Annotated in this window: 32 protein-coding genes; 29 read left to right on the top strand and 3 right to left on the bottom strand. The window is 37.4% G+C overall.

Annotated elements, in window-relative coordinates:
* Positions 1 to 14: 14 nt before the first annotated feature.
* The gene (locus tag IW510_RS05575) at positions 15 to 1,811 is read right to left on the bottom strand and encodes a heavy metal translocating P-type ATPase (RefSeq protein ID WP_202057703.1); all 1,797 of its coding nucleotides are present in this window, start codon (positions 1,809 to 1,811) and stop codon (positions 15 to 17) included.
* A gap of 339 nt (positions 1,812 to 2,150) precedes the next feature.
* Here IW510_RS05575 and IW510_RS05580 point away from each other — a divergent pair, with 339 nt between their 5' ends.
* The 17 genes from IW510_RS05580 to IW510_RS05660 all read left to right on the top strand — a co-directional run bounded on the left by IW510_RS05580 (position 2,151) and on the right by IW510_RS05660 (position 16,169).
* Positions 2,151 to 2,846: a class I SAM-dependent methyltransferase gene (locus tag IW510_RS05580; protein ID WP_202057705.1), complete on the top strand. Its 696-nt coding sequence runs from the start codon at positions 2,151 to 2,153 to the stop codon at positions 2,844 to 2,846.
* A 42-nt stretch (positions 2,847 to 2,888) separates the two neighbouring features.
* Positions 2,889 to 3,821: a phosphotransferase family protein gene (locus IW510_RS05585; protein ID WP_236674619.1), complete on the top strand. Its 933-nt coding sequence runs from the start codon at positions 2,889 to 2,891 to the stop codon at positions 3,819 to 3,821.
* Between the two features lie 55 nt (positions 3,822 to 3,876).
* Positions 3,877 to 5,673, top strand: a complete 1,797-nt coding sequence (locus IW510_RS05590; protein WP_202057706.1) for a penicillin-binding transpeptidase domain-containing protein — start codon at positions 3,877 to 3,879, stop codon at positions 5,671 to 5,673.
* Positions 5,674 to 5,851: 178 nt separating this feature from the next.
* Positions 5,852 to 6,532, top strand: coding sequence for a flavodoxin (locus IW510_RS05595; RefSeq protein ID WP_202057707.1), 681 nt, complete (start codon positions 5,852 to 5,854; stop codon positions 6,530 to 6,532).
* 174 nt (positions 6,533 to 6,706) lie between these two features.
* Complete coding sequence (locus IW510_RS05600) at positions 6,707 to 6,979, top strand: autorepressor SdpR family transcription factor (RefSeq protein WP_236674620.1); 273 nt, start codon at positions 6,707 to 6,709, stop codon at positions 6,977 to 6,979.
* The gene (locus IW510_RS05605) at positions 6,976 to 7,632 is read left to right on the top strand and encodes an SdpI family protein (protein WP_202057708.1); all 657 of its coding nucleotides are present in this window, start codon (positions 6,976 to 6,978) and stop codon (positions 7,630 to 7,632) included. The genes IW510_RS05600 and IW510_RS05605 overlap by 4 nt, the downstream gene beginning before the upstream one ends.
* Positions 7,633 to 8,509: 877 nt before the next feature.
* On the top strand, positions 8,510 to 9,061 hold the full coding sequence (locus IW510_RS05610) for a PIN domain-containing protein (protein ID WP_202057709.1): 552 nt from the start codon (positions 8,510 to 8,512) through the stop codon (positions 9,059 to 9,061).
* 58 nt (positions 9,062 to 9,119) lie between these two features.
* Entirely contained in the window at positions 9,120 to 9,596 is a 477-nt protein-coding gene (locus tag IW510_RS05615) for a GNAT family N-acetyltransferase (protein WP_202057710.1), read from the top strand.
* A 231-nt stretch (positions 9,597 to 9,827) separates the two neighbouring features.
* Complete coding sequence (locus IW510_RS05620; RefSeq protein ID WP_202057715.1) at positions 9,828 to 10,121, top strand: ArsR/SmtB family transcription factor; 294 nt, start codon at positions 9,828 to 9,830, stop codon at positions 10,119 to 10,121.
* Between the two features lie 27 nt (positions 10,122 to 10,148).
* Entirely contained in the window at positions 10,149 to 11,228 is a 1,080-nt protein-coding gene (arsB, locus tag IW510_RS05625; protein WP_202057716.1) for an ACR3 family arsenite efflux transporter, read from the top strand.
* Positions 11,225 to 11,641 (top strand): arsenate reductase (thioredoxin), encoded by a 417-nt coding sequence (gene arsC, locus IW510_RS05630; protein ID WP_202057718.1) that lies wholly within the window; start codon positions 11,225 to 11,227, stop codon positions 11,639 to 11,641. The genes arsB (IW510_RS05625) and arsC (IW510_RS05630) overlap by 4 nt, the downstream gene beginning before the upstream one ends.
* A gap of 337 nt (positions 11,642 to 11,978) precedes the next feature.
* Positions 11,979 to 12,272 carry an ArsR/SmtB family transcription factor gene (locus IW510_RS05635; protein ID WP_202057719.1) on the top strand — a complete coding sequence of 98 codons (294 nt, stop codon included), beginning with the start codon at positions 11,979 to 11,981 and terminating at the stop codon, positions 12,270 to 12,272.
* 27 nt (positions 12,273 to 12,299) lie between these two features.
* The gene (gene arsB / locus IW510_RS05640; protein WP_202057720.1) at positions 12,300 to 13,376 is read left to right on the top strand and encodes an ACR3 family arsenite efflux transporter; all 1,077 of its coding nucleotides are present in this window, start codon (positions 12,300 to 12,302) and stop codon (positions 13,374 to 13,376) included.
* Positions 13,376 to 13,792 (top strand): arsenate reductase (thioredoxin), encoded by a 417-nt coding sequence (gene arsC, locus IW510_RS05645; protein ID WP_202057722.1) that lies wholly within the window; start codon positions 13,376 to 13,378, stop codon positions 13,790 to 13,792. Before arsB (IW510_RS05640) ends, arsC (IW510_RS05645) begins: the two co-directional genes overlap by 1 nt.
* A gap of 20 nt (positions 13,793 to 13,812) precedes the next feature.
* Positions 13,813 to 14,799: a permease gene (locus IW510_RS05650; RefSeq protein WP_202057723.1), complete on the top strand. Its 987-nt coding sequence runs from the start codon at positions 13,813 to 13,815 to the stop codon at positions 14,797 to 14,799.
* Positions 14,800 to 14,822: 23 nt separating this feature from the next.
* Positions 14,823 to 15,062, top strand: a complete 240-nt coding sequence (locus tag IW510_RS05655; RefSeq protein WP_202057724.1) for a thioredoxin family protein — start codon at positions 14,823 to 14,825, stop codon at positions 15,060 to 15,062.
* Between the two features lie 114 nt (positions 15,063 to 15,176).
* Positions 15,177 to 16,169, top strand: coding sequence for an IS30 family transposase (locus tag IW510_RS05660; RefSeq protein ID WP_202057725.1), 993 nt, complete (start codon positions 15,177 to 15,179; stop codon positions 16,167 to 16,169).
* Between the two features lie 386 nt (positions 16,170 to 16,555).
* On the opposite strand, the gene IW510_RS05665 is transcribed toward IW510_RS05660, so the two are convergent.
* Positions 16,556 to 16,909 (bottom strand): helix-turn-helix domain-containing protein, encoded by a 354-nt coding sequence (locus tag IW510_RS05665; protein ID WP_202057726.1) that lies wholly within the window; start codon positions 16,907 to 16,909, stop codon positions 16,556 to 16,558.
* 253 nt (positions 16,910 to 17,162) lie between these two features.
* Between IW510_RS05665 and IW510_RS05670 the strand changes: the two genes are divergently transcribed.
* From IW510_RS05670 to IW510_RS05715, 10 genes are all read left to right on the top strand, one after another.
* The gene (locus IW510_RS05670) at positions 17,163 to 17,408 is read left to right on the top strand and encodes a hypothetical protein (RefSeq protein ID WP_202057727.1); all 246 of its coding nucleotides are present in this window, start codon (positions 17,163 to 17,165) and stop codon (positions 17,406 to 17,408) included.
* A 3-nt stretch (positions 17,409 to 17,411) separates the two neighbouring features.
* The gene (locus tag IW510_RS05675) at positions 17,412 to 17,912 is read left to right on the top strand and encodes a hypothetical protein (protein WP_202057728.1); all 501 of its coding nucleotides are present in this window, start codon (positions 17,412 to 17,414) and stop codon (positions 17,910 to 17,912) included.
* Between the two features lie 17 nt (positions 17,913 to 17,929).
* Positions 17,930 to 18,091, top strand: coding sequence for a hypothetical protein (locus IW510_RS05680; RefSeq protein WP_202057926.1), 162 nt, complete (start codon positions 17,930 to 17,932; stop codon positions 18,089 to 18,091).
* A 57-nt stretch (positions 18,092 to 18,148) separates the two neighbouring features.
* Positions 18,149 to 18,412: a hypothetical protein gene (locus IW510_RS05685; protein WP_202057729.1), complete on the top strand. Its 264-nt coding sequence runs from the start codon at positions 18,149 to 18,151 to the stop codon at positions 18,410 to 18,412.
* Between the two features lie 119 nt (positions 18,413 to 18,531).
* A complete protein-coding gene (locus IW510_RS05690; protein ID WP_202057731.1) occupies positions 18,532 to 19,707 on the top strand; it encodes a hypothetical protein in 1,176 nt (391 codons plus the stop codon).
* Positions 19,697 to 19,951, top strand: a complete 255-nt coding sequence (locus IW510_RS05695; RefSeq protein ID WP_202057732.1) for a hypothetical protein — start codon at positions 19,697 to 19,699, stop codon at positions 19,949 to 19,951. The genes IW510_RS05690 and IW510_RS05695 overlap by 11 nt, the downstream gene beginning before the upstream one ends.
* A gap of 106 nt (positions 19,952 to 20,057) precedes the next feature.
* Positions 20,058 to 20,771 carry an ATPase gene (locus tag IW510_RS05700; RefSeq protein WP_202057733.1) on the top strand — a complete coding sequence of 238 codons (714 nt, stop codon included), beginning with the start codon at positions 20,058 to 20,060 and terminating at the stop codon, positions 20,769 to 20,771.
* 2 nt (positions 20,772 to 20,773) lie between these two features.
* Positions 20,774 to 21,037, top strand: a complete 264-nt coding sequence (locus IW510_RS05705; protein ID WP_202057734.1) for a hypothetical protein — start codon at positions 20,774 to 20,776, stop codon at positions 21,035 to 21,037.
* A gap of 260 nt (positions 21,038 to 21,297) precedes the next feature.
* Positions 21,298 to 22,422, top strand: coding sequence for a replication initiation factor domain-containing protein (locus IW510_RS05710; RefSeq protein ID WP_202057737.1), 1,125 nt, complete (start codon positions 21,298 to 21,300; stop codon positions 22,420 to 22,422).
* Between the two features lie 278 nt (positions 22,423 to 22,700).
* Positions 22,701 to 22,895 (top strand): hypothetical protein, encoded by a 195-nt coding sequence (locus tag IW510_RS05715; RefSeq protein ID WP_202057739.1) that lies wholly within the window; start codon positions 22,701 to 22,703, stop codon positions 22,893 to 22,895.
* Between the two features lie 603 nt (positions 22,896 to 23,498).
* Here IW510_RS05715 and IW510_RS05720 read toward each other — a convergent pair.
* Positions 23,499 to 23,852 carry a helix-turn-helix domain-containing protein gene (locus IW510_RS05720; protein ID WP_202057726.1) on the bottom strand — a complete coding sequence of 118 codons (354 nt, stop codon included), beginning with the start codon at positions 23,850 to 23,852 and terminating at the stop codon, positions 23,499 to 23,501.
* Positions 23,853 to 24,105: 253 nt separating this feature from the next.
* Here IW510_RS05720 and IW510_RS05725 point away from each other — a divergent pair, with 253 nt between their 5' ends.
* Both IW510_RS05725 and IW510_RS05730 read left to right on the top strand, forming a co-directional pair.
* Complete coding sequence (locus IW510_RS05725) at positions 24,106 to 24,351, top strand: hypothetical protein (RefSeq protein ID WP_202057727.1); 246 nt, start codon at positions 24,106 to 24,108, stop codon at positions 24,349 to 24,351.
* 3 nt (positions 24,352 to 24,354) lie between these two features.
* On the top strand, positions 24,355 to 24,855 hold the full coding sequence (locus IW510_RS05730) for a hypothetical protein (protein WP_202057728.1): 501 nt from the start codon (positions 24,355 to 24,357) through the stop codon (positions 24,853 to 24,855).
* Positions 24,856 to 24,864: the final 9 nt, after the last annotated feature.

The following is a 24,864-nucleotide window of genomic DNA, read 5'->3' on the forward strand; positions in this document are numbered from 1 at the left end:
TTCCTTAATGCGATTCATCGCTCTCGTCGTGCACGCAGAGCAGATAGGATAGAGACTGTATCAACAACTTCTTGAAGGGCAGCGCCCAGTAATGCTGGAATAACCCCTGTACTTGCAACAAGCATTAGAAATACACAAATGAAGATGCCGATTAATACCGACTGACGGGCGATGCGCATTGTATCCTGTGATATCTTAACTGCTTCAGATACTCTAGTTAAATCATCCTTCAAAATAACGGCATCGGCACTTTCACTGGCAGCTGTGGAACCACGGGCGCCCATCGCAATACCAATATCTGCAATAGCTAAAGCCGGTGCATCATTAACACCATCACCAACCATGATTACAGGACGGTCAGATTCAGGCGCCTGATTTAGCACGTCAATTTTTTCTTTTGGCAGACATTGAGCATGTACTTCGGTAATCCCCACTTGATTAGCGATTTGATTGGCAACAGCGGACTGATCGCCGGTAAGCATTAGGATACGCTGTAATCCTAATTGTTTTAATGTGGCAATTGTATCTTTTGATTCTGGACGGATACTGTCCTTAAAGCTGATTTTTCCGGCATATTTTTGATCGATGGCTATCCAGACACTTGTTTGTTCAGCCATATCCTCTTGCGGAGCACTTGCAAAAGCAGCTTTTCCTACTTTGACCAAATGCCCATTGACCTCAGCTTGAATTCCCTGACCGGTTTGCTCTTCTAAATTGGATACGGAATAGAGCGGCAGTTCTGTGTCTTTTGCATAAGCAACCAATGAACGAGCAAGAATATGTGAGGATTCCTGTTCTGCACTGGCAGCTAACCGTAGTAGTTCTTCAGCAGAAAAATGAGAAGAAGCAGGTTCGACTAAATCAACAAATAACCTGCCTTCAGTTAGCGTACCTGTCTTATCAAAGGCAATCATTTTTGCCCGTGCCAGCTTTTCAATTGTTGTCCCGCTTTTAACAACGATACCATTACGGCTGGAACGACTCATGCCGGCAACTAAAGCGATTGGGGCTGCCAGAATCAAGGGACAGGGAGAGGCGACGACTAAAACTTCAGCGAAACGGACAGGGTCCTTTGAAATAAACCAGGCCAAGCCGCCGATAATATAGGCAACAATTGTAAAAGGGACTGCATATCTGTCTGCCAAACGAACAAAGTGTGCGGGTTTTGCTTCAGACTCTTTGACTAGCTTAACCAACGTCTGATATTGACTGTCAGCGGCCTTTTTTGTTACCTTAATCCGAAGTGCAGCATCACCGTTTACTGAACCGGACATCAACTCATCAGACCGCTTTTTTTCTATAGGCTTTGATTCACCGGTCAATGAAGATTCATCAACAGAGGATTCCCCTTCAAGAACAAGACCATCAGCCGGAACCAATTCACCTGGCTTAACTAGAAGCAAATCATTTACTTCGACATCATTTACAGCAATATCCTCAATGGTGTTTGACAGGATGCGATGAGCTGTTTGCGGAGAATTATCAAGTAAGGAGCGCAGCTCTCTGCCGGCTTGTTTACTGGCATAATCCTCTAAGCTATCTCCGCCTGTCAGCATAATCAGAACCATCAGACTTGCCCAGTATTCGCCAACTGCAAGGGTAGCGACAATTGCAGTAATTGCCAGAATATCTACACCATATTTTCCTGATTTTAGTGTTTGAATCATCCCCACTAGCATGGAGATGGTTGTAATGCCGCCAACAAGAACAATCAACCAAAATGCGATATTTGGCTGATTAAAAACGAACTCGCTGATTAACGCAGCTGCTCCTATAGCAATTGTACTTAAAAATTTTTTGAAATTACTCATACTAACACCTCATTTAGACTCGTTAGATTAAGTATAGCATCAGGCTGATTCAAGGAATAACAAATAGGGCTAAGTGAAAACGAGAATCATTATAAGCGATTTCAAGCTGTATCTAAAGGGGAGTAGGGACCCAAAATTTAGAGTCATACCACTCGAACAGCTAACAGAGATAAACACAAAAGGGCTATAAGCATGTTAAACGAATCCCCACTTTGCTATGCTTCACCGAATAATTTTACGCTGACAGCTTTTAATAAAAGAAAGTTTTCTAGCCATATAAAAACTATGATACACTTATTACAAAAGAACAGATTGAGCCGTAATAAGGAGGGAATAAGGGTGGAGCAACAGATTGAACAAATTAGGCAATCCTATGATAAAGCAATTGAGTATGGCAGAAAAGGGATTGATTTGTATAAAGAGCTGCCAAAATACATTATTGATGATCCGGATTACCCAGCTTATCAAAGACTTGCCGAAAACAACACACTTTCTGATAGCGGACGTAAAGAAATAGCTGCCTATCTGAATCCGACAGCGAGCCAATCATTTGTTGATTTAGGCTGTTGTCTAAATTTGATGTTTCGCGGGTACAAGGAATGGCCTTCGACCTATTATGGTGTGGATATTAGCAGCAAAACGATTCAGCTATTGCAGCATTTTGTTGAATCTGAACATTTGACTGTTGGGGTACTGCATTGTGGTAGCATTCATGAAACGCCCTTTGCAGACAACCAGTTTGATATTGGTGCATGCATTGGTGTACTTGAATACTTTGACCAGCCGTTTGTTGAAAGTGTTTTGAAGGAAATACATCGAATCATGAAGCCGAATACAAAGCTGGTGCTTGATGTTCCTGATATCGGTAGTCCGGAAAATCGTATTTCCATGATGATTGAGGAGTACTTAGGAAGACCAGACAAGTACAATTTGTCTACCGAAGAATTTGAAGGATTACTTTGTGATAAATTTGAAATTGTCAGTAAAGAAAAAGTCGGTCCTATGATTCAATATTTTCTTAGAGTTACTTCTTGATTTTATTCCAAGCAGTTTTTTCATTAAGGAGGTAGAAGCCTATTGAAAGATAAGATATGCATGATAAACAGTTTTTATCCAGAGCTCACAGTAACATCTATCGAGTTTTTAGGTGCTGGCTATGACAGCGAAGCCTATGCTGTGAACGAGCAATTTGTCTTTAAGTTTCCAAGGCATGCAACAGCCGCTGCCAATCTTTATAAGGAAGCTCATGTGTTAATGGAAATAAGAGACCAATTACAAATAAATGTCCCTCAAGTTTTATTCACTGGACCAAGTGATGATTTTAAGCAGATGGTGTTTGTCGGCTATGAAAGAATACAGGGAGAAGCACTGACTCCTGAAATTATTCAAACGCTTGATGAAGCGGTACTAAACAAGCTGGCAAAAGAACTGGCCGGATTTTTTAGCGCATTGCACCAGATTAAGCTGACAACATCCATTCAAGGACTTCACGTCGATAAAAAAGAAAAATGTCAAAAGGAGTTTGACGTCATCAAGTCATTGGTTCTTCCAGCTGTATCCTCAGATTCAAGAGACAAAATCAATACACTGTACAAACACATTTTGACTGCTGATTTTGAAGATACAACCTGTCTCGTTCATAATGATTTTGGGGCAAGTAATGTCTTTTTTGATAGAGCATCGAATCAGATATGCGGGATTATCGATTTTGGAGATGTTGCGATTTACGATAGAGATATCGACTTTGTCTGTCTTCTTCAGAGTGAAGAAGAGGGCTTTGACCAAGAATTTGTAAAGACTCTGCTAACATACTATAACTATAATCAGCTAGACATACTCCAAAAGAAATGCGGCTTTAATGCATTTTATGCACAATTCGAAAATGTCTTTTTGGGTTATTCTTTTGATATGAAGGATCTGCTTGAAGAAGCATTGGCGTCGCTAAAGCAAGGGATACAGGATTATGAAGAACATGTTTTAATCAAGCAAAATTATGTTTACTACATCTAGGAGTAATGAACTTCTGTGAATATGAAAATAAACCAAAAAGGTAGAGGTGTATGGTATGAAATTAAAAAGTAAGCATAGTCCACAAAAGAACAGAAAAATGGTGGGTATCATTTTATTGCTGACTACGCTGTTGGTATTTGTTGTATTAGCAGGCAGGCTAATTAAAATCGTGGCAAGTGATGAGGTTTCCGGTGTATCTCTGAAAGAAAAAACCAAAGAGTTATATAATGGCATGGACAAAATTTCAGCAAAAAGAGGCAGTATTTTAGACAGCTCCGGCAATATTTTGGCAGAAGATTCCGTTTCATTCTCTATCTATGCAGTGTTGGACGAAGAATATGTACAGACAGACGGGACAAAACTATATGTAGAGGAAAAACATAGAGAAACAATTGCTAATATCTTACATACCCATGCCGGTATAGAAAAAAGCTTGGTTATCAAGCAGCTAACCCCTCAAAAAAATGAAGCGGGCGATTTAATTACAACAGTGGAGTTTGGTGAAAAAGGGAACGGGCTTAACTTTGATGTAAAGAATAAAATCGAGGACGAGTTAGAGAAAAAAGAGATTTCCGGTATCTACTTTAGGGAGGGCAAGAAGCGCTTATATTTGAATGGTAAGTTTGCTTCTTATTTCTTAGGCTATACAAGCATCACGGAAAATGAAGAGGTTGGGATGATGGGAATTGAAGCAGCCTATGATGACATTTTAAGGGGAAAAGAAGGGTCTGTCATTTATCAAAAAGATAAGAATCAGAACAGTATTCCAGGTACAGAACAGGTAATAGAGCCTGCACAGGATGGTGCGGTTATCACCACAACTTTAGATAGTCTTTTGCAGCTCAAGCTAGAGGAGCTATTGCAGGAAACAGCAGATAAGTATAAACCACAGTTAATTACGGCGAGTTTGATGGAAGCTGAGACGGGCAAACTGTTAGCATTATCACAGCGACCAACATTTGAACCAGAAACACTGGCAGGACTGGATGAAGAAAGTGCTGTGTGGCTAAATCTATTAACGGAAGAGGATTATGAACCCGGCTCAACAATGAAGCCTTTTACCATGGCAGCAGCGATGTCAGAAGGAATCTATGATGAGAATGAGCGCTTTCTTTCCGGCCAACTGGAATTTTATGATGTGTCAATTAATGATTGGAATAATGGTGAAGGAAAAGGAGAAATGACCTTTCGCCAAGCTTTGGCATGGTCAAGTAATGTAGGCATGGTCACTCTTGAAGAGCGGATGCCTGAAAAATGGCAAGAATATATTGAGTTATTCGGTTTCTTGAAGTCAACAGATATCAAGGTGGCGAATGAAGTTTCCGGTACAGTTCAGACCGGAACACCTGTTGATAGAGCAATGACTTCTTATGGACAGGCAATCTCGGTGACACATTTACAGATGCAGCAAGCCTATACCGCAATAGCCAATGAAGGCAAGATGATGAAGCCATATCTAGTAGAGAAGATTACTTATCCGGATGGTACAGAGGAGGTAACAAATCCTGAGGTTGTGGGAACACCAATTTCAAAAGAAGTTTCAGAGAGAGTGCTGGAATACATGAGTGATGTTGTTCATGATGCTGAGTATGGAACAGGGAATCAGTATGCAATAGAAGGAATCAGCACCGTCGCTAAAACCGGAACAGCTGAATTCTCTGAGAATGGTATTTATAATAAACAAAGCTATCTCCATTCCGTTGTACAAATCGCACCAAAAGAAGACCCTAAATATATTTTTTATATGACAATTAAAGCACCGACTTTAGACGGCACAACAGCAAATGATATTATTTCAACGGTATCTAATCAAATGCTGACTCGTGCAATGACTCTCAGAGAAAGCAACTAAGCATAATAGTTGAATCTTTTTTCTGTTCCGCCATTTTTTGGAGTGTGTTTTAAATGTGAGAGGCAAATTTGATTATTTTCCTAATATCCAAAATAACTGTTGCTATGAAGTGCACTTCATCGTTTATCCTTTAATACATAGAGTGTATCTCTTTGTATTAAAGGATGGGAGAGATTTGATGAAAAATAGTATTATTTTTGGGACTACACTGTTAGTAACGGCTATGCTAGGTAGTTGTTCAGCTGATACTGACAGCAATCAACAAAAGACAACAGTCAGTAGAGAATCTACAACTGTACAAAACAAACAAAGCCAAAGCAACACACTTATCATTTATTATTCGGAACCGGAGTCTGAAGGAACAGATGCAGTAGCTGGTGCAAGCAGAGCAGAATATGATAATCGAATACTTGGAAATACGGCATTGATGGCCGAATGGATTGCGGAGGAAACAAACAGTGATATCCACGAAATTGTAACTGTCAATGCGTATCCAGGAAACCACGAAAAGTTGGTAGATCAAGTGAAAGAAGAGCTTTCAAGCGATTTTCGTCCGGAATTGATCACTACTGTAGAAAACTTGGATAATTACGAAACTATATTTATTGGCTATCCTATCTGGTGGTCAGATATTCCGACACCTCTTTATACGTTTCTGGAAAACACAGATTTATCAGGAAAAAGAATTATCCCATTCTCCACGCATGGCGGCAGCGGCTTTTCAACTACTATCTCTACTATTGCTAATTTACAGCCAGATGCAGAAGTTGAAACAGAAAATGTACTTACAATTTCCAGAAATGATATTTCTGACTCTAAAGATGACGTGCGTGATTGGTTACTGGATATAGGTCTTTAGTACAAGCAAAGAGACGTTGCCCTAAATTTCATGTACACTTGCTGGATCTATATATTATATAAAACGTAAGTATCAATTCTATTTAAATGTTTTTTTAAATAGAGTTGATACTTACGTCTTTTGCTGATACAATCTAATTAAAGAAATATTTAAATAGATGCAAGGAGAAATGTTATGAGCATATCTGAAAGCTTTAAGGCTTTGGCAGTTCCGATGAGGCGAGAGATATTAGACCTTCTAAAAGAAGGGAGAATGTCTGCCGGAGATATCGCGAGCCACTTTAATGTTACGCAGCCAGCAATTTCCTATCATTTGACTATTTTAAAAAAAGCAAACCTAATCTACGAGAGCAAGTATAAAAATTTTATTTATTACGAGTTGAATACAACTGTTTTTGATAATTTAATCATTTGGCTGAAGACCATAAAAGGAGATGAGGAAGAATGAAATCACGGGCAGCTATGCTAAAAATATTCTCTACAACACCATTGCTATTACTCGGCTTTTTGCCATTTATGAAAGAGCAATTCGCTTGGCAATATGAATTGGATGGCGTTCCTGCTCGATTTGGCAGCCGCTACGAATTGATAGTATTTGTACTTATTCCGGTTGCTATCGGCTGGGGCTGTTACTTCTGGGTTGCAAGAGGGGAGAGGGGGGGCATGCAAAAAAATGGACGCTTCGTTATGTCGCTTGCAACAGTTATTGTTTTCCTACTTCAGGCACTAGTCATCTGGATACTTTTTGCAGGAATGGGCAGCAACACATCATTCCCTGAATCAGGCATTACGATTACTACTAATTTTACACTATATTTTGTAGGTATCTTATTACTTGTTTATGGGAATCAATTACCAAGGGCCTCCTTTAAAAGTGCTTTTGGGTTTAAAAATGTGTGGAGTATCAGCAACGAGAAAACATGGATTTATTCTCAGAAATTAGTGGGTATATTATGCATGGCTTGTGGTATGATTATTATCTTACTCAATCTCCTTTTACCAATCAACAATTTTGCTGTTATTCTTTTGGTCCCAATTGGAGTTTTTGTTCTAGGCAGCTATTTACTTTCTTATATAGCATATGTGAAAACGAATGCTTGACTGTTGAAGTAGGCTCGTGAAATAAAGTGAGGCTTCAAGCAAAACTAATTAAAGTACAACACTCAGCATATTCTTGTTGGGTGTTTTTTGTGATGGAATTGATTCTGGAATTTATTAATGATGGGCATTTTCAACAGGTTTTCTGCTTATCAAAAGTAGATGAAACAAATATATGCATAAAGTGTTTATAGAAATATGGTGAAAATTATTAATCAAATGAATAGTTAAGACATCATAAATAAAAAATGTTAAGAAAAAAACGCTTATGTATTGATATGATATTTATTTATATCTTTTAAATATCTTTTTAATCCGTTTTTTATGATATAATTAATTTGAAATGTAAAATAAGGGGTGGATAATGTGTGGATTACTAATAGCGGTGAAATGGTCAATTTGTTTTTTATTGAACTGTCTTTTTTTATCATCATTGGAATACTATTATTTTCAATTTTGGGAAAAAGAAAAAAGGCGCAATATTCTTGGGAAAAGGAGAGAGGGGCGAATAAATTTCTTGTTTCAATTGCTACTATTCTCCTTATTGTATTAGCTGTATTTATAGGAGTTTATTTATACAATAGAAATACAATCAAATTTTAGGCTTTTCCTAGCTGTAGATTACTATTTATTGGATTGAATTAATAACGGCATCGGAAGGTGTGATATATATGGGCATTGAGGATAGAGATTATTATAGAAAGCGATATTCTAATAAGAGTACGAAGAACTCAAAGAAAAGCAATAATGTACTGCTTGTAGTTTTATTAGTTGTTGTATTGGCTGCTGCGTTTATGTATTTTTTTATCTGAGATTCAAGGAAGACTTAACATAGCAAAGAAAGTGTTTTTTAGTCGTGTGGTAGAAGAGGTGATTTTATATGAATTATTTAATTGATTTTGAAAATGTCTCTGCGAATTTTCATGAAATGCTTGGAGAACTTACTATTCAAGATAAAATTTATATTTTCTATACAGATAAATGTCAGAAAATATCATTGGATCAACTACAAGCAATAGCGCTGGCTGATTGGTACCTTATTAAAGTATGCTCTGGACAAAACGCGCTAGATTTTCAGTTAAGTAGTTATTTGGGCTATTTAATTGCAAAGGAGGTTGGTGAGAAACAAGGGTTTACGATTGTTAGTAATGATTATGGCTATGATTTTGTCGTAAATTTTTGGAGAAAAATGAATATCACTATTAAAGTAAAAAGAGATTTGCCTTCTAAATCTAAAAAGAGTAATAAAACGACTGAATTTGAAGAGAAATTTAAGCAATTATTTCCTGATATCAATCAAAGTACCTTTGAAGACATTGTTAAAATAGTCAAAGGAAAAAATAAAAAATTGTGTGATATACATAATGAACTCGTCCAGACTTATGGAGAGCTAGGAAAGAAGATTTATAAATTTGCTAAACCACATCTGTAGAATCGAGTACAACACTCAGCATGTTCTTGTTGGGTGTTTTTGGTAGGAGTGAAGAGACATGGAATTAATAGAATATTGTGGTCAGCCAGAGTTTATACCAGCAATAAATAATTATCAGCTTCCAGATAAACAAGCCATTTTTTCAGGAGTACCGAAAGATGCAATCCAATCCGCTAAAAGTAATCCGGACAAACATCCATTGTTTTTGATTGATAAAGACAAGTTGCCAGTGTTCTTTATACTTCATAAAAACCAAGGGGTAGAACCCTATTCAACAAATGAACATGCTATTTTACTCAGAAGTTTCTCAACCAATTATGCCTATCAAGGTAAAGGGTATGCGCAGGCTTCATTGAAGCTTCTGAGTCCATACATTAGAGAGTTTTTCCCCTCAATAAATGAAGTTGTGCTGGCTGTAAATGCTAAAAATCAACCAGCGATAAATCTATATCTTAAATGTCATTTTCAAGATACGAACAAAATTGTTCCAACCGACTATGGACAACTCCTTATTTTTTCGAAAAAAATAAAATAGGAAAAAACATTATTTAGAAACTATTCAAGTAATTAAGAGTTTTATATTTTATCTTTGGAACGAGGCCAACACTTCAGAATAAAGCGCAAAAAACCCTAATCTTAAGACTAGGGTTTTTGTCATGGAATAACAATAATAGAAGGCATAGGACAGAAACTGTTGACGATATATAGATAATCGTCTATATTGTACATAGATAATTATCTATCTTACGAAATAGGGGGAACCTCCATGGAAAAATATGAACAGACGTCTGTCATTCTCAAAGCTTTAGCTGATCCTAAGCGCCTTAAAATTATTGACCTTCTCTCTGCTGCAGAGTCTCTTTGTGCGTGTGACGTACTCGAACACTTTGACTTTACTCAGCCTACTTTATCTCATCATATGAAGATACTCGAAAAGGCTGGCATCGTGAAAGTAGAAAAGAGAAGCCAATGGCATCATTACTCTTTACAGGAAGAATTTGTTCAGCAATTTTTATCTGATTTAAAAGGGGTGCTTCTAAGTGAATCAGCTGTAAGCTAAAACAAACGAACTCAAGGAGCTTTTGAAATGAATACTATTAATAATGAAACAGCAGAAAGGCCTGGGATTGATTTCTTTGAGAAGTACCTTTCTATATGGGTACTTCTGTGTATGGTTGTTGGTATGCTCATTGGTACTTTTTTACCAGGTGTAGCGAATCGATTAGAGAGCTACCAGGTGTTAAATACCAATATACCAATCGCTGTATTAACTTGGGTCATGATTTTTCCTATGATGTTGAAAATTGACTTCAAATCCATTTTGAACGTTCGAAAGACATATCAAGGAATCCTGATATCAAGCATAACCAGTTGGTTAATCAAACCGTTTCTTATGTTTGGGTTAGCTTCATTTTTCTTTTATGTTGTCTTCAGCAACTTTATACCAGCTGACTTGGCAAGAGATTATGTCGCCGGAGCTGTTTTGCTGGGTGCAGCACCTTGTACCGCAATGGTGTTTGTCTGGTCCAATCTAACCAAAGGAGATCCGGCACACACATTGGTACAGGTATCTGTCAATGATTTACTGATTATTGTGCTTTTCGTACCAATCGTTTCATTCCTATTAGGCGTGAACGATGTATTCGTTCCTTGGAATATTCTTTTTGGTTCAGTAGTTCTTTTTGTCGTAGTTCCATTGGTAGGGGGAGCGTTCACTCGATATTTTATGATTAAGCGAAAGGGAATTGAGTATTTCAATCATAAATTCTTACCTAAATTTGACACGATAACAACCATCGGGCTACTACTGACATTGGTCATCATCTTTACCTACCAAGGAGACATTATATTAAATAATCCTTGGCACGTACTCATGATTGCTGTTCCATTGGTTTTACAAAATCTTATTACAGCAAACTTTGCCTATTTTACTTGCAAATGGACAAAGCAACCACATAATGTGGCTGCTCCGGCAGCTTTGATTGGTGCTTCAGATTTTTTTGAACTATCTGTCGCTGTAGCAATCACACTTTTTGGCGTTAATTCACCAGTAGTTCTTGTGACAACGGTGGGTGTACTTACAGAAGTACCCGTTATGTTGTTATTAGTAAAAATGGTTAATCACACACGCAGCTGGTTTCCAGCGAAGGAAGGGGACACTGAATGAAGAAAATTTACTTTTTATGTACTGGAAATTCTTGTCGCAGTCAAATGGCTGAAGGTTTTGCAAAAAAATATTTAGGGGAGCAATGGGAAGTTCGCAGTGCCGGCATTGAGACTCACGGTCTAAACCCTAGAGCCATTTCGGCTATGAAAGAAGCAGGAATTGACATTTCTTCGCAAACATCTGATTTGATTGATACAGAGTATTTTAGTCAATCAAATTTGATTATCACGCTTTGTGGAGACGCAGCTGACAAATGTCCCATCATTCCAAAAGGAAGTATTCACACGCATTGGAATTTAGAAGACCCGGCAAAAGTAACTGGATTAGATGAAGAAATAACGGCAGCTTTTCAGCAAACAAGAGACGAAATTGAAAGACGTATAATTGAATTAGCTGCAACAGTCAATTCGTAACTTTATATGTTTATAGATAGTGTCTAGGTTTTCAAGCAGTAAAACTTAGTACAATTGAAAGGAATCAACAAATTCAAAGATTCACTAAAAAGCAATGCTATGTGAGCTGCGTAGTGTTGCTTTTTGATTAGCTAACTAATTACTATACATATATCTATATTTAAAACAACTCCTACATGTCAGAATAAAATGCAACACTCAGCATACTCTTGTTGGGTGTTTTTGTTATGGAATAAAAAAGATAGAAGTATTGAGACAGAAACTGTTGACGATACATAGATATTCGTCTATATTATATATAGATAATTATCTATCTTATAAAATAGGGGGAACCTTTATGGAAAAATATGAACAGACGTCTGTCATTCTCAAAGCTTTAGCTGATCCTAAGCGCCTTAAAATCATTGATCTTCTTTCTGCTGCCGAATCTCTTTGTGCGTGTGACGTACTTGAACACTTTGATTTTACTCAGCCTACGTTATCTCATCATATGAAGATACTCGAAAAGGCTGGCATCGTGAAAGTAGAAAAAAGGAGCCAGTGGCATCATTACTCTTTACAGGAAGAATTTGTTCAGCAATTTTTATCCGATCTAAAAGGGTTGCTTCTAAGTGAATCAACTGTAAGCTAAATCAAACGAACTTAAGGAGCCTTTGAAATGAATAATGTTAATAATGAAGCAGTAGAAAGACCTGGGATTGATTTCTTCGAGAAATACCTTTCGGTATGGGTACTTTTATGTATGGCTGCCGGTATGCTCATTGGTACTTTTTTACCAGGTGTAGCAGATCGATTAGAAAGCTATCAAGTATTGAATACAAACATACCGATCGCTGTTCTGACTTGGGTCATGATTTTTCCTATGATGTTGAAGATCGATTTTAAATCTCTTTTAAACGTTCGAAAGACGTATCAAGGAATATTGATTTCCAGTATAACTAGCTGGTTGATCAAACCGTTTCTTATGTTCGGATTAGCTTCATTTTTCTTCTATGTTGTCTTCAGTAATTTCATACCAGCTGACTTGGCCAAAGATTATGTCGCCGGAGCTGTTTTGTTGGGTGCAGCACCATGTACCGCAATGGTATTTGTTTGGTCTAATCTAACAAAAGGAGATCCAGCTCACACGTTGGTCCAAGTATCTGTCAATGACCTACTGATTATTGTACTTTTCGTACCGATCGTTTCATTCCTATTAGGTGTGAACAATGTGTTCGTTCCTTGGAACATTCTTTTTGGTTCAGTGGTTCTGTTTGTCGTGGTTCCATTGGTTGGGGGAGCATTCACTCGATACTTTATGATCAAACGAAAAGGCATCGAGTATTTCAACCAAAAATTCTTACCTAAGTTTGACACGATCACGACCATTGGACTACTACTGACCCTAGTAATCATTTTTACCTACCAAGGAGACATTATATTGAACAATCCTTGGCATGTGCTTATGATCGCTGTTCCATTGGTTTTACAGAACGTTATCACAGCAAACTTTGCTTATTTTACCTGTAAATGGACGAAACAACCACATAATGTGGCAGCTCCGGCAGCTTTAATTGGTGCTTCAGACTTTTTTGAACTATCTGTCGCTGTAGCAATTACACTATTTGGTGTTAATTCACCTGTCGTTCTTGTCACAACGGTTGGTGTACTCACGGAAGTCCCAGTTATGTTGTTATTGGTAAAAATGGTTAATCATACACGCAGCTGGTTTCCAGCAGAGAAAGGGGACAACTAATGAAGAAGATTTACTTTTTATGTACAGGAAATTCTTGTCGCAGTCAAATGGCTGAAGGCTTCGCAAAAAAATATTTAGGGGAGCAATGGGAAGTTCATAGTGCCGGCATTGAGACCCACGGTCTAAACCCTAGGGCTGTTTCAGCCATGAAAGAAGCGGGTATCGATATTTCCTCCCAAACGTCTGATTTGATCGATCCGGAGTATTTCAATCAATCAAATTTAATTATCACGCTTTGCGGAGACGCCGCTGACAAATGCCCTGTCATTCCCAAAGGAAGTGTACATGAGCATTGGGATTTAGAAGACCCTGCGAAAGTAACTGGGTCAGAAGAAGAAATAACGGCTGCTTTTCAGCAAACAAGAGACGAAATTGAAAAACGCATGATTGAGTTAGCCACTACGCTCAATTCATGAGTTAAGGGGTTGTACTATGCATGTGGACATGGATTAGTGACCAGATCTTCAAAATGGTCTGGTTAAATGATTTAGCTGGAAAATTTGTCGAGTTGTTTGGCCTTTCTGTTGAGAGTAAGGTTGGAGCAAGTCTTCAGTTTTTCCTTTTCGACACAATTAAGATATTCATCTTATTAACGGTCCTAATATTTTTTATGGGATACATTCAGACGTTTTTCCCTCCGGAAAGAACCAAAGTTCTTTTAGGTGGTTTAAAGGGGTGGAAAGGCAACCTTCTTGGGGCTTTATTGGGAACCGTGACACCTTTCTGCAGCTGTTCAAGTATACCGATATTCATTGGTTTCACAACAGCTGGTTTGCCTTTAGGAGTTACTTTTTCGTTTCTGATCTCTTCTCCAATGGTTGATATCGCATCAATCATCATGTTAATGTCCTTTTTTGGTTGGAAGTTCGCCCTGGCGTATGTAGTCTTAGGACTGATTTTAGCTGTAGCCGGCGGAACACTTATCGATAAGTTGCATATGGAGAATGAGATTCAAGACTATATTCGTGAAATGGAAGAAGGACTTAGCCAAACTGAAACGTATGATTTCAAGAAAAGAGTTGCCTACGGCTGGGAACAAGTAAAGGAAGTTGCCGGTAAAGTTTGGCCATATGTCCTTGTAGGAGTCGGTATCGGTGCATTGATTCATAACTGGATTCCTACAAGCTTCATTCAAACAATTTTAGGTAACAATAATCCGCTCGGATTGATATTGGCTACATTAATTGGTGCGCCAATCTACGCCGATATTTTTGGTGTGCTGCCTATCGCAGAAGCATTGTTTTCAAAGGGAGTACCTGTTGGAACTCTTATGGCATTTATGATGTCTGTCACAACATTATCGTTACCCTCTTTAATTATGTTAAGCAGAGTAGTAAAACCTAAACTTTTAAAGACATTCATCGCTATCTGTATTGTTGGTATTCTATTGATTGGTTTTATTTTCAATAGCGTACCTCTATAGAGTGATTACAAAGGAGAGAAGACATGGATATAAAGATAGTAGGTCCTGGCTGCAAAAACTGCCAGAAGCTAAGAGAGAACGTAGAAACGGCTATTTCTGAGTTGGGAATCACACCAACGGTTACTAAAATTGAAGACATGGCCGAAATCGTTAAAACAGGTGTATTAAAGACCCCTGGTCTTATTATTGACGATCAAGTAGTCGTAAGTGGCCGTGTAGCAAAACCTAAAGAAATCATACAGCTGCTCCAAAAGGATAAATAGAAATTTTTCAAAATTAGCTATAAACGGGGCTATGAGTACAATGTAGCCTTGTTTTTTCACAGTGTGAATGTAATATCAATCTTACTACAAGTATTTGAGAGGAGAAATATTCAAATGAGCTACAATCACTTAACAGCAGAAGATCGGGGAAAAATTGAAGCATATTTGGACGAAGGGTTATCACAAGCTGAAATCGCTCGACGTTTAGACCGGCATCGTTCAACAATCTCCAGGGAGATCCGGAGAAACAGTGAAGAGAGAAAAGCAAACAGCCTGGCAGCATTGCGCTACCAGGCTTCAAGTGCTGGGAATTTGGCTGGCATGAGAAAAAGAAACTGCGGAACCACTACCAAAGCAACAGTACATAATACAAAAACTATCTTGAAATACCTGAAGAAGAAATACTCTCCGGAACAAATCGCTCATGGTGTACGTAGCATCAATGTGTCTACAAATACCATCTATAACTGGATTTACTCTGGTTTGATCAAATTTCCAATAAAGAAGCTGCGACTGAAAGGGAAGAGATACCGGAGAAAATATAGCGGTAGATTACTGAAGAAAACCCCATCACCGCAATTCTATGAGAATCGTCTGGTCACTGATCGACCTGAAGCAACGATTCTAAGAACTGATTTTGGGCACTGGGAAGCTGATACAGTGCTTTCCAAGCGTGGTGTAGAAACTTGTCTAGCTACATTCGTAGAACGCAAATCACGACACTATGTGGCCATTAAAATGACTCGAAAGGACAGTGCTTGTATGTTGGCTGCAATGGAACGTCTCGTCGAAATGTATCCAACCGGCGTGAAATCAATCACTTGTGATCGTGGAATTGAATTTGTGAACTTCAATAATGTGAAACACATGGAGAATACCTATGGTATTAAAACGTATTATGCACATCCATATGCGCCACATGAACGTGGGTCAAACGAATACCATAACGGGCTGCTCAGAGAGTATTTTCCAAAGCCTACAGATTTTAATAAGGTATCTCAGATAAAGATCGATCAATCAACAAACGAGATCAATGATCGGCCAAGAAAGCTATTCAAATGGAGATCAGCGAACCATAAATTCCATTTGGAATACGCTAAAACATGAAAACAATGTTATTCAATGAAAAGCATTTCCAAACAAACCATTGAAAAAAGCGGAACAAAATTGTATAATGAAAACTATTAAGAACGTTATTAAGATTTACTTAAGATGTTGCATTTAATATTGACAAGTGCCGGTATAAAACAACTTCGTATAATATATAGAATGTTATTTAATATTTGAACCAAAAAGAGACTAACACGTGAATGTGCTAGTCTTTTTTCTTTACTAATTTTTTGATTATTAAACCGCTTTTTTCTGCTTCGTGTTGTAGCTCTAAAATCTTTTTACGCTCTTTCAATAGTTCAGCTAGTTCGATAATATCCTCAATGCTTGCGTAGTTGATTATACTGCCTTTAATCTTTTTGAAGTTGTTTCGGTTTATTATATTAATCAACTCCCATATCAAGGTTATTTGAGTGTCTGTCTGCTAGTTTTTTTTCTAATGCTGCTATTTCACGTTTGATACTCACTAAAGTTTGACCAAGTTCTTTTTCAGAGACTTCTTCATCGATAGAATTGTAGGGTGGAAAATCAAAAAATTCTTTAACAGTAATACCTAATCCAAGGCATATTTTATGAATTAGTGTGACTTTTGGAATTGCTGTGCTTCTGTTCATTAACGCATTTAGGGTAGATTGACTTATACCTGCTAATTGAGCGAGTCTGTTTTGTGTTATGTTTTGTTCGTCCAAATAGTATTGTATTCGTTGTACTATTAGCTCGTGTTCTTCGTTAGCCATTTTACTTCCCTCCTTACTATGTAATTATAACCAATTTTTAGATAAAAATTAACATTTTAGTGTTGACAATTAACGCAATTGTGTTAATCTGATATTAGTTAATACTAATGCGTTAACTTAAACGTTAAAGCGTTAGAATGCCCAAACGAGAATTGGTTTTGCTAATTGTACTAAATATATACGAACAAAATACGAACGGTATTACACGCTTTTTAGTGTTTAATATATATATCAGATAGAAAGGGGAATGCGAATGTTATCAAATGACGGAGAATTAATTTACCAAGGTACAGAAACGAAGAAAAGCAATAAGACTGGAAGAGAGTTTACACTTCTGTACGTTGCTGACCCTGCGAAGTATGAACGGTATGAGTTTTTTGTTACAAGTGATTTTGTTGACGCTGGTGTCATGGGAAAACCTTGTAAAGTAGAGCTTGATTTGTCACGAAACGGTTTCAATCAAAATCTTACATGTAAGTCTGTAACCGTCGTGAGCTAAGATATGAGCGAAGTCACTAAGGAAGATTTGAACGAGCTGAAAAGTGAAATTACAACGCTTAAAGAACTGTATGAAAAAGAACTTCAACGTCAAAATAGCGAAAGAGAAGAACTTGCTACTGAGAATGAGAAGTTAGCCTCCGAAAAATTGGAAGCTGAACAGGCTGAAAAAGAAGCACGTGAAATCGAACAAGCTGAGAAAGCAGAACAGGAAGCTTCTCAAGCTGAAACAAACGAGATTGAGAAACAGGAGTTATCAACGTTTAGATTGTCTGTTTTAGAAAGTTTAGACGAACTTTCGGAAAGTGCGAGCGATCAAAATAAGGAGCTTCTGGAATCAATAGATTTAAATTTGACTGCGTTGGTGGAACAGTTAGACAAGCAAGAAACAGCGAACGAAATAGCCAGATTCTCAGACCTTACACTCATATTTTTTCTACTTGGTTGCGTTCCTGCTTACTTGTTTTATAAAGTACTTTATCGAATTATCTCTACTGCGCTTTAATTTAAGGAGGTGTTTAAATGCTAGGAGCCATTATTACTGCTGAAATGTTTGAGCCTGTTGTTACAGGTATTACATCAATCGTACCTATTGCCGTTGGTGTCGGTGCTTCAATCATGGCAGTGTCATTCGTTGCTGAAAAAGGTTTTGCCCTAATCAAAGGCTTTATCAATCGAGCTTAATTTATTAGTGGGCTAGAGTTTAGGCTCTAGCCTTTTTTCTTTGGAAAGGAGAATCACATGAAAGCATTCAAGAAAATTATGATAGGACTACTTTTATTGGTAGTTGTGGTATTTATCCCTTTTTTCGAACTTCTGGCTTCATTGTTGCTGAGGCTAACAGTATTGACGGTAATATTCGCTATTTGTCTGTATCTTCTGAGAGCGGTATATCTAGCGTTCAAAGCGATTCAGAACCGAGATACTATTACACTACGGAAGTTATTCAATATCGAGCGTCGGGGACGGAGAATGACGACGAAGGGGGATTCTGGAGCGGAATAATAGACTCATTATTAGATTCGCTGTTCAATTTTTTCGACAAGTTATTTTATGACTTCGGGAAGAATATAGAAGATTTTATCAGTCGGCAGTGGTTAAGCTTTGAAGTGAGTCTAACGACTATGTTTTCCAGTCAAGCTGACATTTTAAGGGCGTTACTTGTTGAAGCGAAGTTACTTGTGACTAAGCACAATGAACTATATTACGTTTTATCCACTTTATCGAATAATTTTAGTAGTTATTCAAAAGCATTCACAAGCTTCTCTGATTTCATGCAGGGAGCGACTTCTACAGGTATGTTTTATTGGGTTAGAAAGACCAGTCAGGACTTATCAACGTATGCAACGAGCTTTGGCAGCTATTCCAGTTTTATGCAGGGAACGACTTCTACAGGTATGTTTTATTGGGTTAGAAAGACTAGTCAAGACCTTTCATCGTATGCAACCAGTTTTACGAACTTTTCTAATTTTATGCAAGGGACGACAAGTACAGGCATGTTCTATTGGATAAAACAAATGGGTCAAGATTTGAGCAGTTTATCTAGCTCTTTCAAGCTCTATTCTAATTTCATGCAAGGGACTGCGAGTACAGGCATGTTCTACTGGATAAAACAAATAGGTCAAGACTTGAGCGCTTTATTGAGTGCCTTCAAGCTCTATTCTAATTTTGTGCAAGGGACGACAAGTACAGGCTTGTTTTACTGGATAAAACAAATAGCGACGAATACAGGAAATATTACTGGTGGTAATTCAAGTGACATTATAAAAAAGCTGGACGAAATTATAAAAGCCTTAAGAAGTATTGATTTTGGAGATATTTTTCAGAATATTACTAATGAAGCTGGTACTAACATTTGGGACGTTCTAGGGAAATTGGTTGACGGTATTTTTGATTTAAGCGGAGAAGTCATAAAAGCAACTGCGGAGATTATTGAAACATTATCTAATTTGCTTCTGGAGCTTTCGAAACTTCTTATAAGCCTGATTGTTCCTGAAAATCTTGACTTTTTAGACGACGGTTTTAGTGATATAAGTGATAAATTCACTGGTAAATTTTCATTCATTTTAGATTTAAGCGGGCAGATAAAATCAGCTTTCACACCTACAGAAACAGATTTTCTAAACGCTGTAAGCTTTGAGTTCATGGGTGTGAGTTTCGACGCAAACGAAGGAAAGCCGGCACTTGATAAATATGTTCCGAAGTTTCGTGCTGTAATCTCACTTTTTATCTGGTTTATTGTTGCGATTTACCTGTATAGAAAACTGACAGGACAGGGGGACCTTATCAATGATAATTGAGTTGTTTTTCAAGCTTATATTTGGTCTTGTTGATTTGTTTCTCTCTTTAATTCCTGCTATAGACTTCAATTTTGAAATGCCTGACACTACTGCCTTTTCTGAGTTCTTAGGGCTTGCTGATTATTTTTTCCCAATCGGCACCATGGTTACTGCTATAGCTGTGCTTCTCGCTGTTCAAAATATCCAATTTATTTTGAAGATTTTCAATTTCATAATAAAGAAAATTCCATTTATAGGGGGATAAGGATCTAAAAATGCAGACCTGCGCGAGCAGGTAAGCATTTTAGACCTTACCAACTATAACGGAAATAGTTTATATAGATTTAAAACTCAAAGAAAGGGGTGTTTGAATGGGAAATGCTCTTAAACTTATTAAATACAAATATATCGATTATAAGCGTTATAGGGGGCTCATAAAGCAGGGGATTCGTCCTTTTAATGAGTTTGGTCTTACGTTGTTTACAGGGCGACAAGGAAGCGGTAAAACCATGAGTATGGTATTTGAAGCTGAACGCCTGAGAGAGAAACATGAAAATATATTTATCTGTTCTAACTTCGGCTATATTCATGCTGATATGGCACTAAAATCTTTAGCCGATATTCCAGAAGCTATTTTGATTGCCAAAGGATTGAAGAAGGCAGGTGTCTTGATTCTTTGGGACGAAATTCAAAATGATTTTGATAGTTTCAGTAAAGTTTCTAGGGACGTTCTCAAAATCGTTACACAACAGCGGAAACAAAAAATAAAGATACTCGGTACTAGCCAAGTATTTACACGTGTTTCCAAGGCTCTGAGAGAACAATGCTTTGAAGTTGTTGAATGTAACACCTTGCTGAAACGTTATACAAAAGCTCGGTTCTACGACGCCGAAGAATATAGTCAAAACATTGATAAACCACGAGAGAAGCGACGTTTGCACCGTATTAGAACATTGAAATTCGTTCAAACTGACGAACTAAGAGAACTCTTTGACAGTTATGCAGTTATTAAGACATTGCAGGAACAGGCAAAAGAAGAAAAGAATAACCCTCGGAATGTTGTCATTATTCAAAACGAGGTGTAATCATGTATACGGAATATGAATATGTCATCGTACATAAGTCGCTGGTTACCGAAATAAATCGATTCGGCCAAAGGTGGCGCACTCAAACATTGCAGTTTCGCTTTCCTGAATCTCGTGAAATTTTCAGCTTAAGCATTGCGAACAAGTACGATATTTCCGAGTTGAAAAAAGGCGATAAGGTCAAGCTGAATCTTCGATTCTTCCAATGTGGGAATGGTGTCCAACAGATACGGTTTTGTGTCAACGGCTTGCTACTTTGTTCGTGATTTAGTCAACACTTGACATTCGACGGTCGGGCGGATTGGGAAGGGACTTCCGAATCTGTCAGGCGGTCGCCTCGTCAAAGCGGTTGCGCTTGACGACGTTAGACAGAACAAAGATAAAATAACAGATTTTTGATTGACCCCCACACATTAACAAGGGGGTCTACAATACATAGTTAGTAGGTACACACCTACAGGCACAAGAGATACAGGGGTTTGTTAATGGCAAGACTACTGCCAAAAAAACATAACGGGGGCTTTTTATGAAAGAGATATCAGCTAAAACAAAAGAAGTTCGCTATATCACACTTGACTTTTTAACTGCTAGTTTCAATTTGGAAATGGACGTTTATGAATTTATCAATGAAATTCTTCATATGAATTTTAGAGACTTCATTTTTGAATCTGGCGGTGTTGGTCGCAAATATCACTATGGAAATACTGCGAAATTCGAACATATCCATGTGTATTATTCTACTCAAGCAGACATTGAGAACGGTATGAACTCAGGTATTACAGTCAATCTTAGCGGTCAAGCTTGCAGACAGTTCGAACTATTTCGGTGGTCTGATAACCGTAAATGGACATGGTATAACACTATCCAAGAATTAGTATCGGCTGGTGCTCGTTTTACTCGTTGTGATATCGCTCAGGACTTCATAAATTCAAGATATACATGGCAGTTTTTACTTGAAAAAATCTATAAGAAAACATTGATTTATCGGGGGAATGTAAAGCGGTATAACAAGATTAACACAAAAACTGGGACAGATTTCAACGCTAGTATTTACATTGGAGACAAGCCACAACAGCTTAATATATACGACAAAAAAGGGGAACGTTTCGACCGAGCCAAAGAAGAGTATGACGTTGAGAATTGGACAAGGTGGGAACTTCGGTTATTTGGAGATAAGGCACATATGGCTGTTTTAGAACTTGCTGACGGTCGGGCGCTTGCGGATCTTTGGGCAGGCATTTTATCTGCCCATTATCGATTTGTTACCCTTACAGGAGATAAAAACCGTTCTCGGCGTGATAATGCAAAGTGGTGGAAAGAGTTTCTAAACGGTGCGAAAGAGACGAAACTACTGATTGAATCTGATAAGCCCACACTTAAGAAAAAAGAAAACTGGTTAGAGAATCATGGACCCGATAAGGCTGAACTAATGTTATATATGCGTGATTTCTTCGTATATGGCGCTGATACTGCCCTTGACACCTTGTTGAAACGTATCCAATCACAAAGAATCAACTTAACAGATTCGGATATTCAAATGTTACTACAGGGAATCATAGAAGAAGCTTCACACGCAAATATAATCATAGATAAACAATCTACAGATAATGTTGTTAAAGAATTGCACAAGTGTCTATTTAATGAATTGTGAAAGGGGTGTAGGACATTGAATGAAGAAGATAATGTACTTGTTTTTATGGGAATAGTTGCGGTATATATATGTTTGTTGTGTTTGAGAATTGTGGAGCTTTCAGCTCAATTATGAAAATCGATTTAAAGTGGCTCGCTTTTATCCTGGATAAAGGTGGGTCACTTGCCACCGGCAAAAGGTGTCTCACTTTCTTCTGAAGGTAAAAGTGGCTCACTTGTTCAGGAGTGGTGACTCACTTTTTGCTGAAGGACTTAGAAAAGAAAAGGACGTGCAAGAGAATGGGTATAAAAAAAGGGAAAACAAGGGCGAATGTTACGCTTTACGATTCATCATGGAAATATTTAGAAAAGCTTGCTGACGAAAAAAACAAGAAATTATATGGTTGGGACAAAAAATGGACAAAAAGCGACGTTATTGAAATGCTGATAGAAAATGATAAGATAATTCGTCGTATTGAAGGAAAGGAATTATAGCCAGTGGACGGAATGCAAAAAGATAGATTTAGAATTGCTCTAGAATTTATTGTAATAGTTTTTTGCGTGGGTGCTGTATTGAGTTTTCTGCTTAGTTTTATTATTTGTAGTGTATAATATACTTAACTAAGAATAGTAAAGGTGGAAATATTTTGGCACGTCTTAGATTTAACAGAAGAAAAGAAACTCCAGCAGAATATCGTGCAAGACGAAAAAAGGACTGGTTCGCTTTGCTGTTCGGGCTTGTTGTAGGGCTTATAGTTCTGCTAGTTCAATTAGTAGCATGGTTTACTGATTGGCTTATCTAGCAAACTCCGCAATAAGTTTAATGCAAAACAGGTTCAAAACTGGTATAAAACAACTTCGTATAATATATAGAATGTTATTTAATATTTGAACCAAAAAGAGACTAACACGTGAATGTGCTAGTCTTTTTTCTTTACTAATTTTTTGATTATTAAACCGCTTTTTTCTGCTTCGTGTTGTAGCTCTAAAATCTTTTTACGCTCTTTCAATAGTTCAGCTAGTTCGATAATATCCTCAATGCTTGCGTAGTTGATTATACTGCCTTTAATCTTTTTGAAGTTGTTTCGGTTTATTATATTAATCAACTCCCATATCAAGGTTATTTGAGTGTCTGTCTGCTAGTTTTTTTTCTAATGCTGCTATTTCACGTTTGATACTCACTAAAGTTTGACCAAGTTCTTTTTCAGAGACTTCTTCATCGATAGAATTGTAGGGTGGAAAATCAAAAAATTCTTTAACAGTAATACCTAATCCAAGGCATATTTTATGAATTAGTGTGACTTTTGGAATTGCTGTGCTTCTGTTCATTAACGCATTTAGGGTAGATTGACTTATACCTGCTAATTGAGCGAGTCTGTTTTGTGTTATGTTTTGTTCGTCCAAATAGTATTGTATTCGTTGTACTATTAGCTCGTGTTCTTCGTTAGCCATTTTACTTCCCTCCTTACTATGTAATTATAACCAATTTTTAGATAAAAATTAACATTTTAGTGTTGACAATTAACGCAATTGTGTTAATCTGATATTAGTTAATACTAATGCGTTAACTTAAACGTTAAAGCGTTAGAATGCCCAAACGAGAATTGGTTTTGCTAATTGTACTAAATATATACGAACAAAATACGAACGGTATTACACGCTTTTTAGTGTTTAATATATATATCAGATAGAAAGGGGAATGCGAATGTTATCAAATGACGGAGAATTAATTTACCAAGGTACAGAAACGAAGAAAAGCAATAAGACTGGAAGAGAGTTTACACTTCTGTACGTTGCTGACCCTGCGAAGTATGAACGGTATGAGTTTTTTGTTACAAGTGATTTTGTTGACGCTGGTGTCATGGGAAAACCTTGTAAAGTAGAGCTTGATTTGTCACGAAACGGTTTCAATCAAAATCTTACATGTAAGTCTGTAACCGTCGTGAGCTAAGATATGAGCGAAGTCACTAAGGAAGATTTGAACGAGCTGAAAAGTGAAATTACAACGCTTAAAGAACTGTATGAAAAAGAACTTCAACGTCAAAATAGCGAAAGAGAAGAACTTGCTACTGAGAATGAGAAGTTAGCCTCCGAAAAATTGGAAGCTGAACAGGCTGAAAAAGAAGCACGTGAAATCGAACAAGCTGAGAAAGCAGAACAGGAAGCTTCTCAAGCTGAAACAAACGAGATTGAGAAACAGGAGTTATCAACGTTTAGATTGTCTGTTTTAGAAAGTTTAGACGAACTTTCGGAAAGTGCGAGCGATCAAAATAAGGAGCTTCTGGAATCAATAGATTTAAATTTGACTGCGTTGGTGGAACAGTTAGACAAGCAAGAAACAGCGAACGAAATAGCCAGATTCTCAGACCTTACACTCATATTTTTTCTACTTGGTTGCGTTCCTGCTTACTTGTTTTATAAAGTACTTTATCGAATTATCTCTACTGCGCTTTAATTTAAGGAG

This window comes from Enterococcus sp. BWR-S5, assembly GCF_016745255.1.
Classification (GTDB): Bacteria; Bacillota; Bacilli; order Lactobacillales; family Enterococcaceae; genus Enterococcus_L.

What these genes read in the sequence shown, in the direction of transcription:
- IW510_RS05575 (WP_202057703.1), bottom strand. Translation starts at nt 1,811, where the DNA reads ATGAGTAATTTCAAAAAATTTTTAAGTACAATTGCTATAGGAGCAGCT.
- IW510_RS05590 (WP_202057706.1), top strand. Translation starts at nt 3,877, where the DNA reads ATGAAATTAAAAAGTAAGCATAGTCCACAAAAGAACAGAAAAATGGTG.
- IW510_RS05595 (WP_202057707.1), top strand. Translation starts at nt 5,852, where the DNA reads ATGAAAAATAGTATTATTTTTGGGACTACACTGTTAGTAACGGCTATG.
- IW510_RS05600 (WP_236674620.1), top strand. Translation starts at nt 6,707, where the DNA reads ATGAGCATATCTGAAAGCTTTAAGGCTTTGGCAGTTCCGATGAGGCGA.
- IW510_RS05605 (WP_202057708.1), top strand. Translation starts at nt 6,976, where the DNA reads ATGAAATCACGGGCAGCTATGCTAAAAATATTCTCTACAACACCATTG.
- IW510_RS05610 (WP_202057709.1), top strand. Translation starts at nt 8,510, where the DNA reads ATGAATTATTTAATTGATTTTGAAAATGTCTCTGCGAATTTTCATGAA.
- IW510_RS05615 (WP_202057710.1), top strand. Translation starts at nt 9,120, where the DNA reads ATGGAATTAATAGAATATTGTGGTCAGCCAGAGTTTATACCAGCAATA.
- IW510_RS05620 (WP_202057715.1), top strand. Translation starts at nt 9,828, where the DNA reads ATGGAAAAATATGAACAGACGTCTGTCATTCTCAAAGCTTTAGCTGAT.
- arsB (WP_202057716.1), top strand. Translation starts at nt 10,149, where the DNA reads ATGAATACTATTAATAATGAAACAGCAGAAAGGCCTGGGATTGATTTC.
- arsC (WP_202057718.1), top strand. Translation starts at nt 11,225, where the DNA reads ATGAAGAAAATTTACTTTTTATGTACTGGAAATTCTTGTCGCAGTCAA.
- IW510_RS05635 (WP_202057719.1), top strand. Translation starts at nt 11,979, where the DNA reads ATGGAAAAATATGAACAGACGTCTGTCATTCTCAAAGCTTTAGCTGAT.
- arsB (WP_202057720.1), top strand. Translation starts at nt 12,300, where the DNA reads ATGAATAATGTTAATAATGAAGCAGTAGAAAGACCTGGGATTGATTTC.
- arsC (WP_202057722.1), top strand. Translation starts at nt 13,376, where the DNA reads ATGAAGAAGATTTACTTTTTATGTACAGGAAATTCTTGTCGCAGTCAA.
- IW510_RS05650 (WP_202057723.1), top strand. Translation starts at nt 13,813, where the DNA reads ATGTGGACATGGATTAGTGACCAGATCTTCAAAATGGTCTGGTTAAAT.
- IW510_RS05655 (WP_202057724.1), top strand. Translation starts at nt 14,823, where the DNA reads ATGGATATAAAGATAGTAGGTCCTGGCTGCAAAAACTGCCAGAAGCTA.
- IW510_RS05660 (WP_202057725.1), top strand. Translation starts at nt 15,177, where the DNA reads ATGAGCTACAATCACTTAACAGCAGAAGATCGGGGAAAAATTGAAGCA.
- IW510_RS05665 (WP_202057726.1), bottom strand. Translation starts at nt 16,909, where the DNA reads ATGGCTAACGAAGAACACGAGCTAATAGTACAACGAATACAATACTAT.
- IW510_RS05670 (WP_202057727.1), top strand. Translation starts at nt 17,163, where the DNA reads ATGTTATCAAATGACGGAGAATTAATTTACCAAGGTACAGAAACGAAG.
- IW510_RS05675 (WP_202057728.1), top strand. Translation starts at nt 17,412, where the DNA reads ATGAGCGAAGTCACTAAGGAAGATTTGAACGAGCTGAAAAGTGAAATT.
- IW510_RS05680 (WP_202057926.1), top strand. Translation starts at nt 17,930, where the DNA reads ATGCTAGGAGCCATTATTACTGCTGAAATGTTTGAGCCTGTTGTTACA.
- IW510_RS05685 (WP_202057729.1), top strand. Translation starts at nt 18,149, where the DNA reads ATGAAAGCATTCAAGAAAATTATGATAGGACTACTTTTATTGGTAGTT.
- IW510_RS05690 (WP_202057731.1), top strand. Translation starts at nt 18,532, where the DNA reads ATGTTTTCCAGTCAAGCTGACATTTTAAGGGCGTTACTTGTTGAAGCG.
- IW510_RS05695 (WP_202057732.1), top strand. Translation starts at nt 19,697, where the DNA reads ATGATAATTGAGTTGTTTTTCAAGCTTATATTTGGTCTTGTTGATTTG.
- IW510_RS05700 (WP_202057733.1), top strand. Translation starts at nt 20,058, where the DNA reads ATGGGAAATGCTCTTAAACTTATTAAATACAAATATATCGATTATAAG.
- IW510_RS05705 (WP_202057734.1), top strand. Translation starts at nt 20,774, where the DNA reads ATGTATACGGAATATGAATATGTCATCGTACATAAGTCGCTGGTTACC.
- IW510_RS05710 (WP_202057737.1), top strand. Translation starts at nt 21,298, where the DNA reads ATGAAAGAGATATCAGCTAAAACAAAAGAAGTTCGCTATATCACACTT.
- IW510_RS05715 (WP_202057739.1), top strand. Translation starts at nt 22,701, where the DNA reads ATGGGTATAAAAAAAGGGAAAACAAGGGCGAATGTTACGCTTTACGAT.
- IW510_RS05720 (WP_202057726.1), bottom strand. Translation starts at nt 23,852, where the DNA reads ATGGCTAACGAAGAACACGAGCTAATAGTACAACGAATACAATACTAT.
- IW510_RS05725 (WP_202057727.1), top strand. Translation starts at nt 24,106, where the DNA reads ATGTTATCAAATGACGGAGAATTAATTTACCAAGGTACAGAAACGAAG.
- IW510_RS05730 (WP_202057728.1), top strand. Translation starts at nt 24,355, where the DNA reads ATGAGCGAAGTCACTAAGGAAGATTTGAACGAGCTGAAAAGTGAAATT.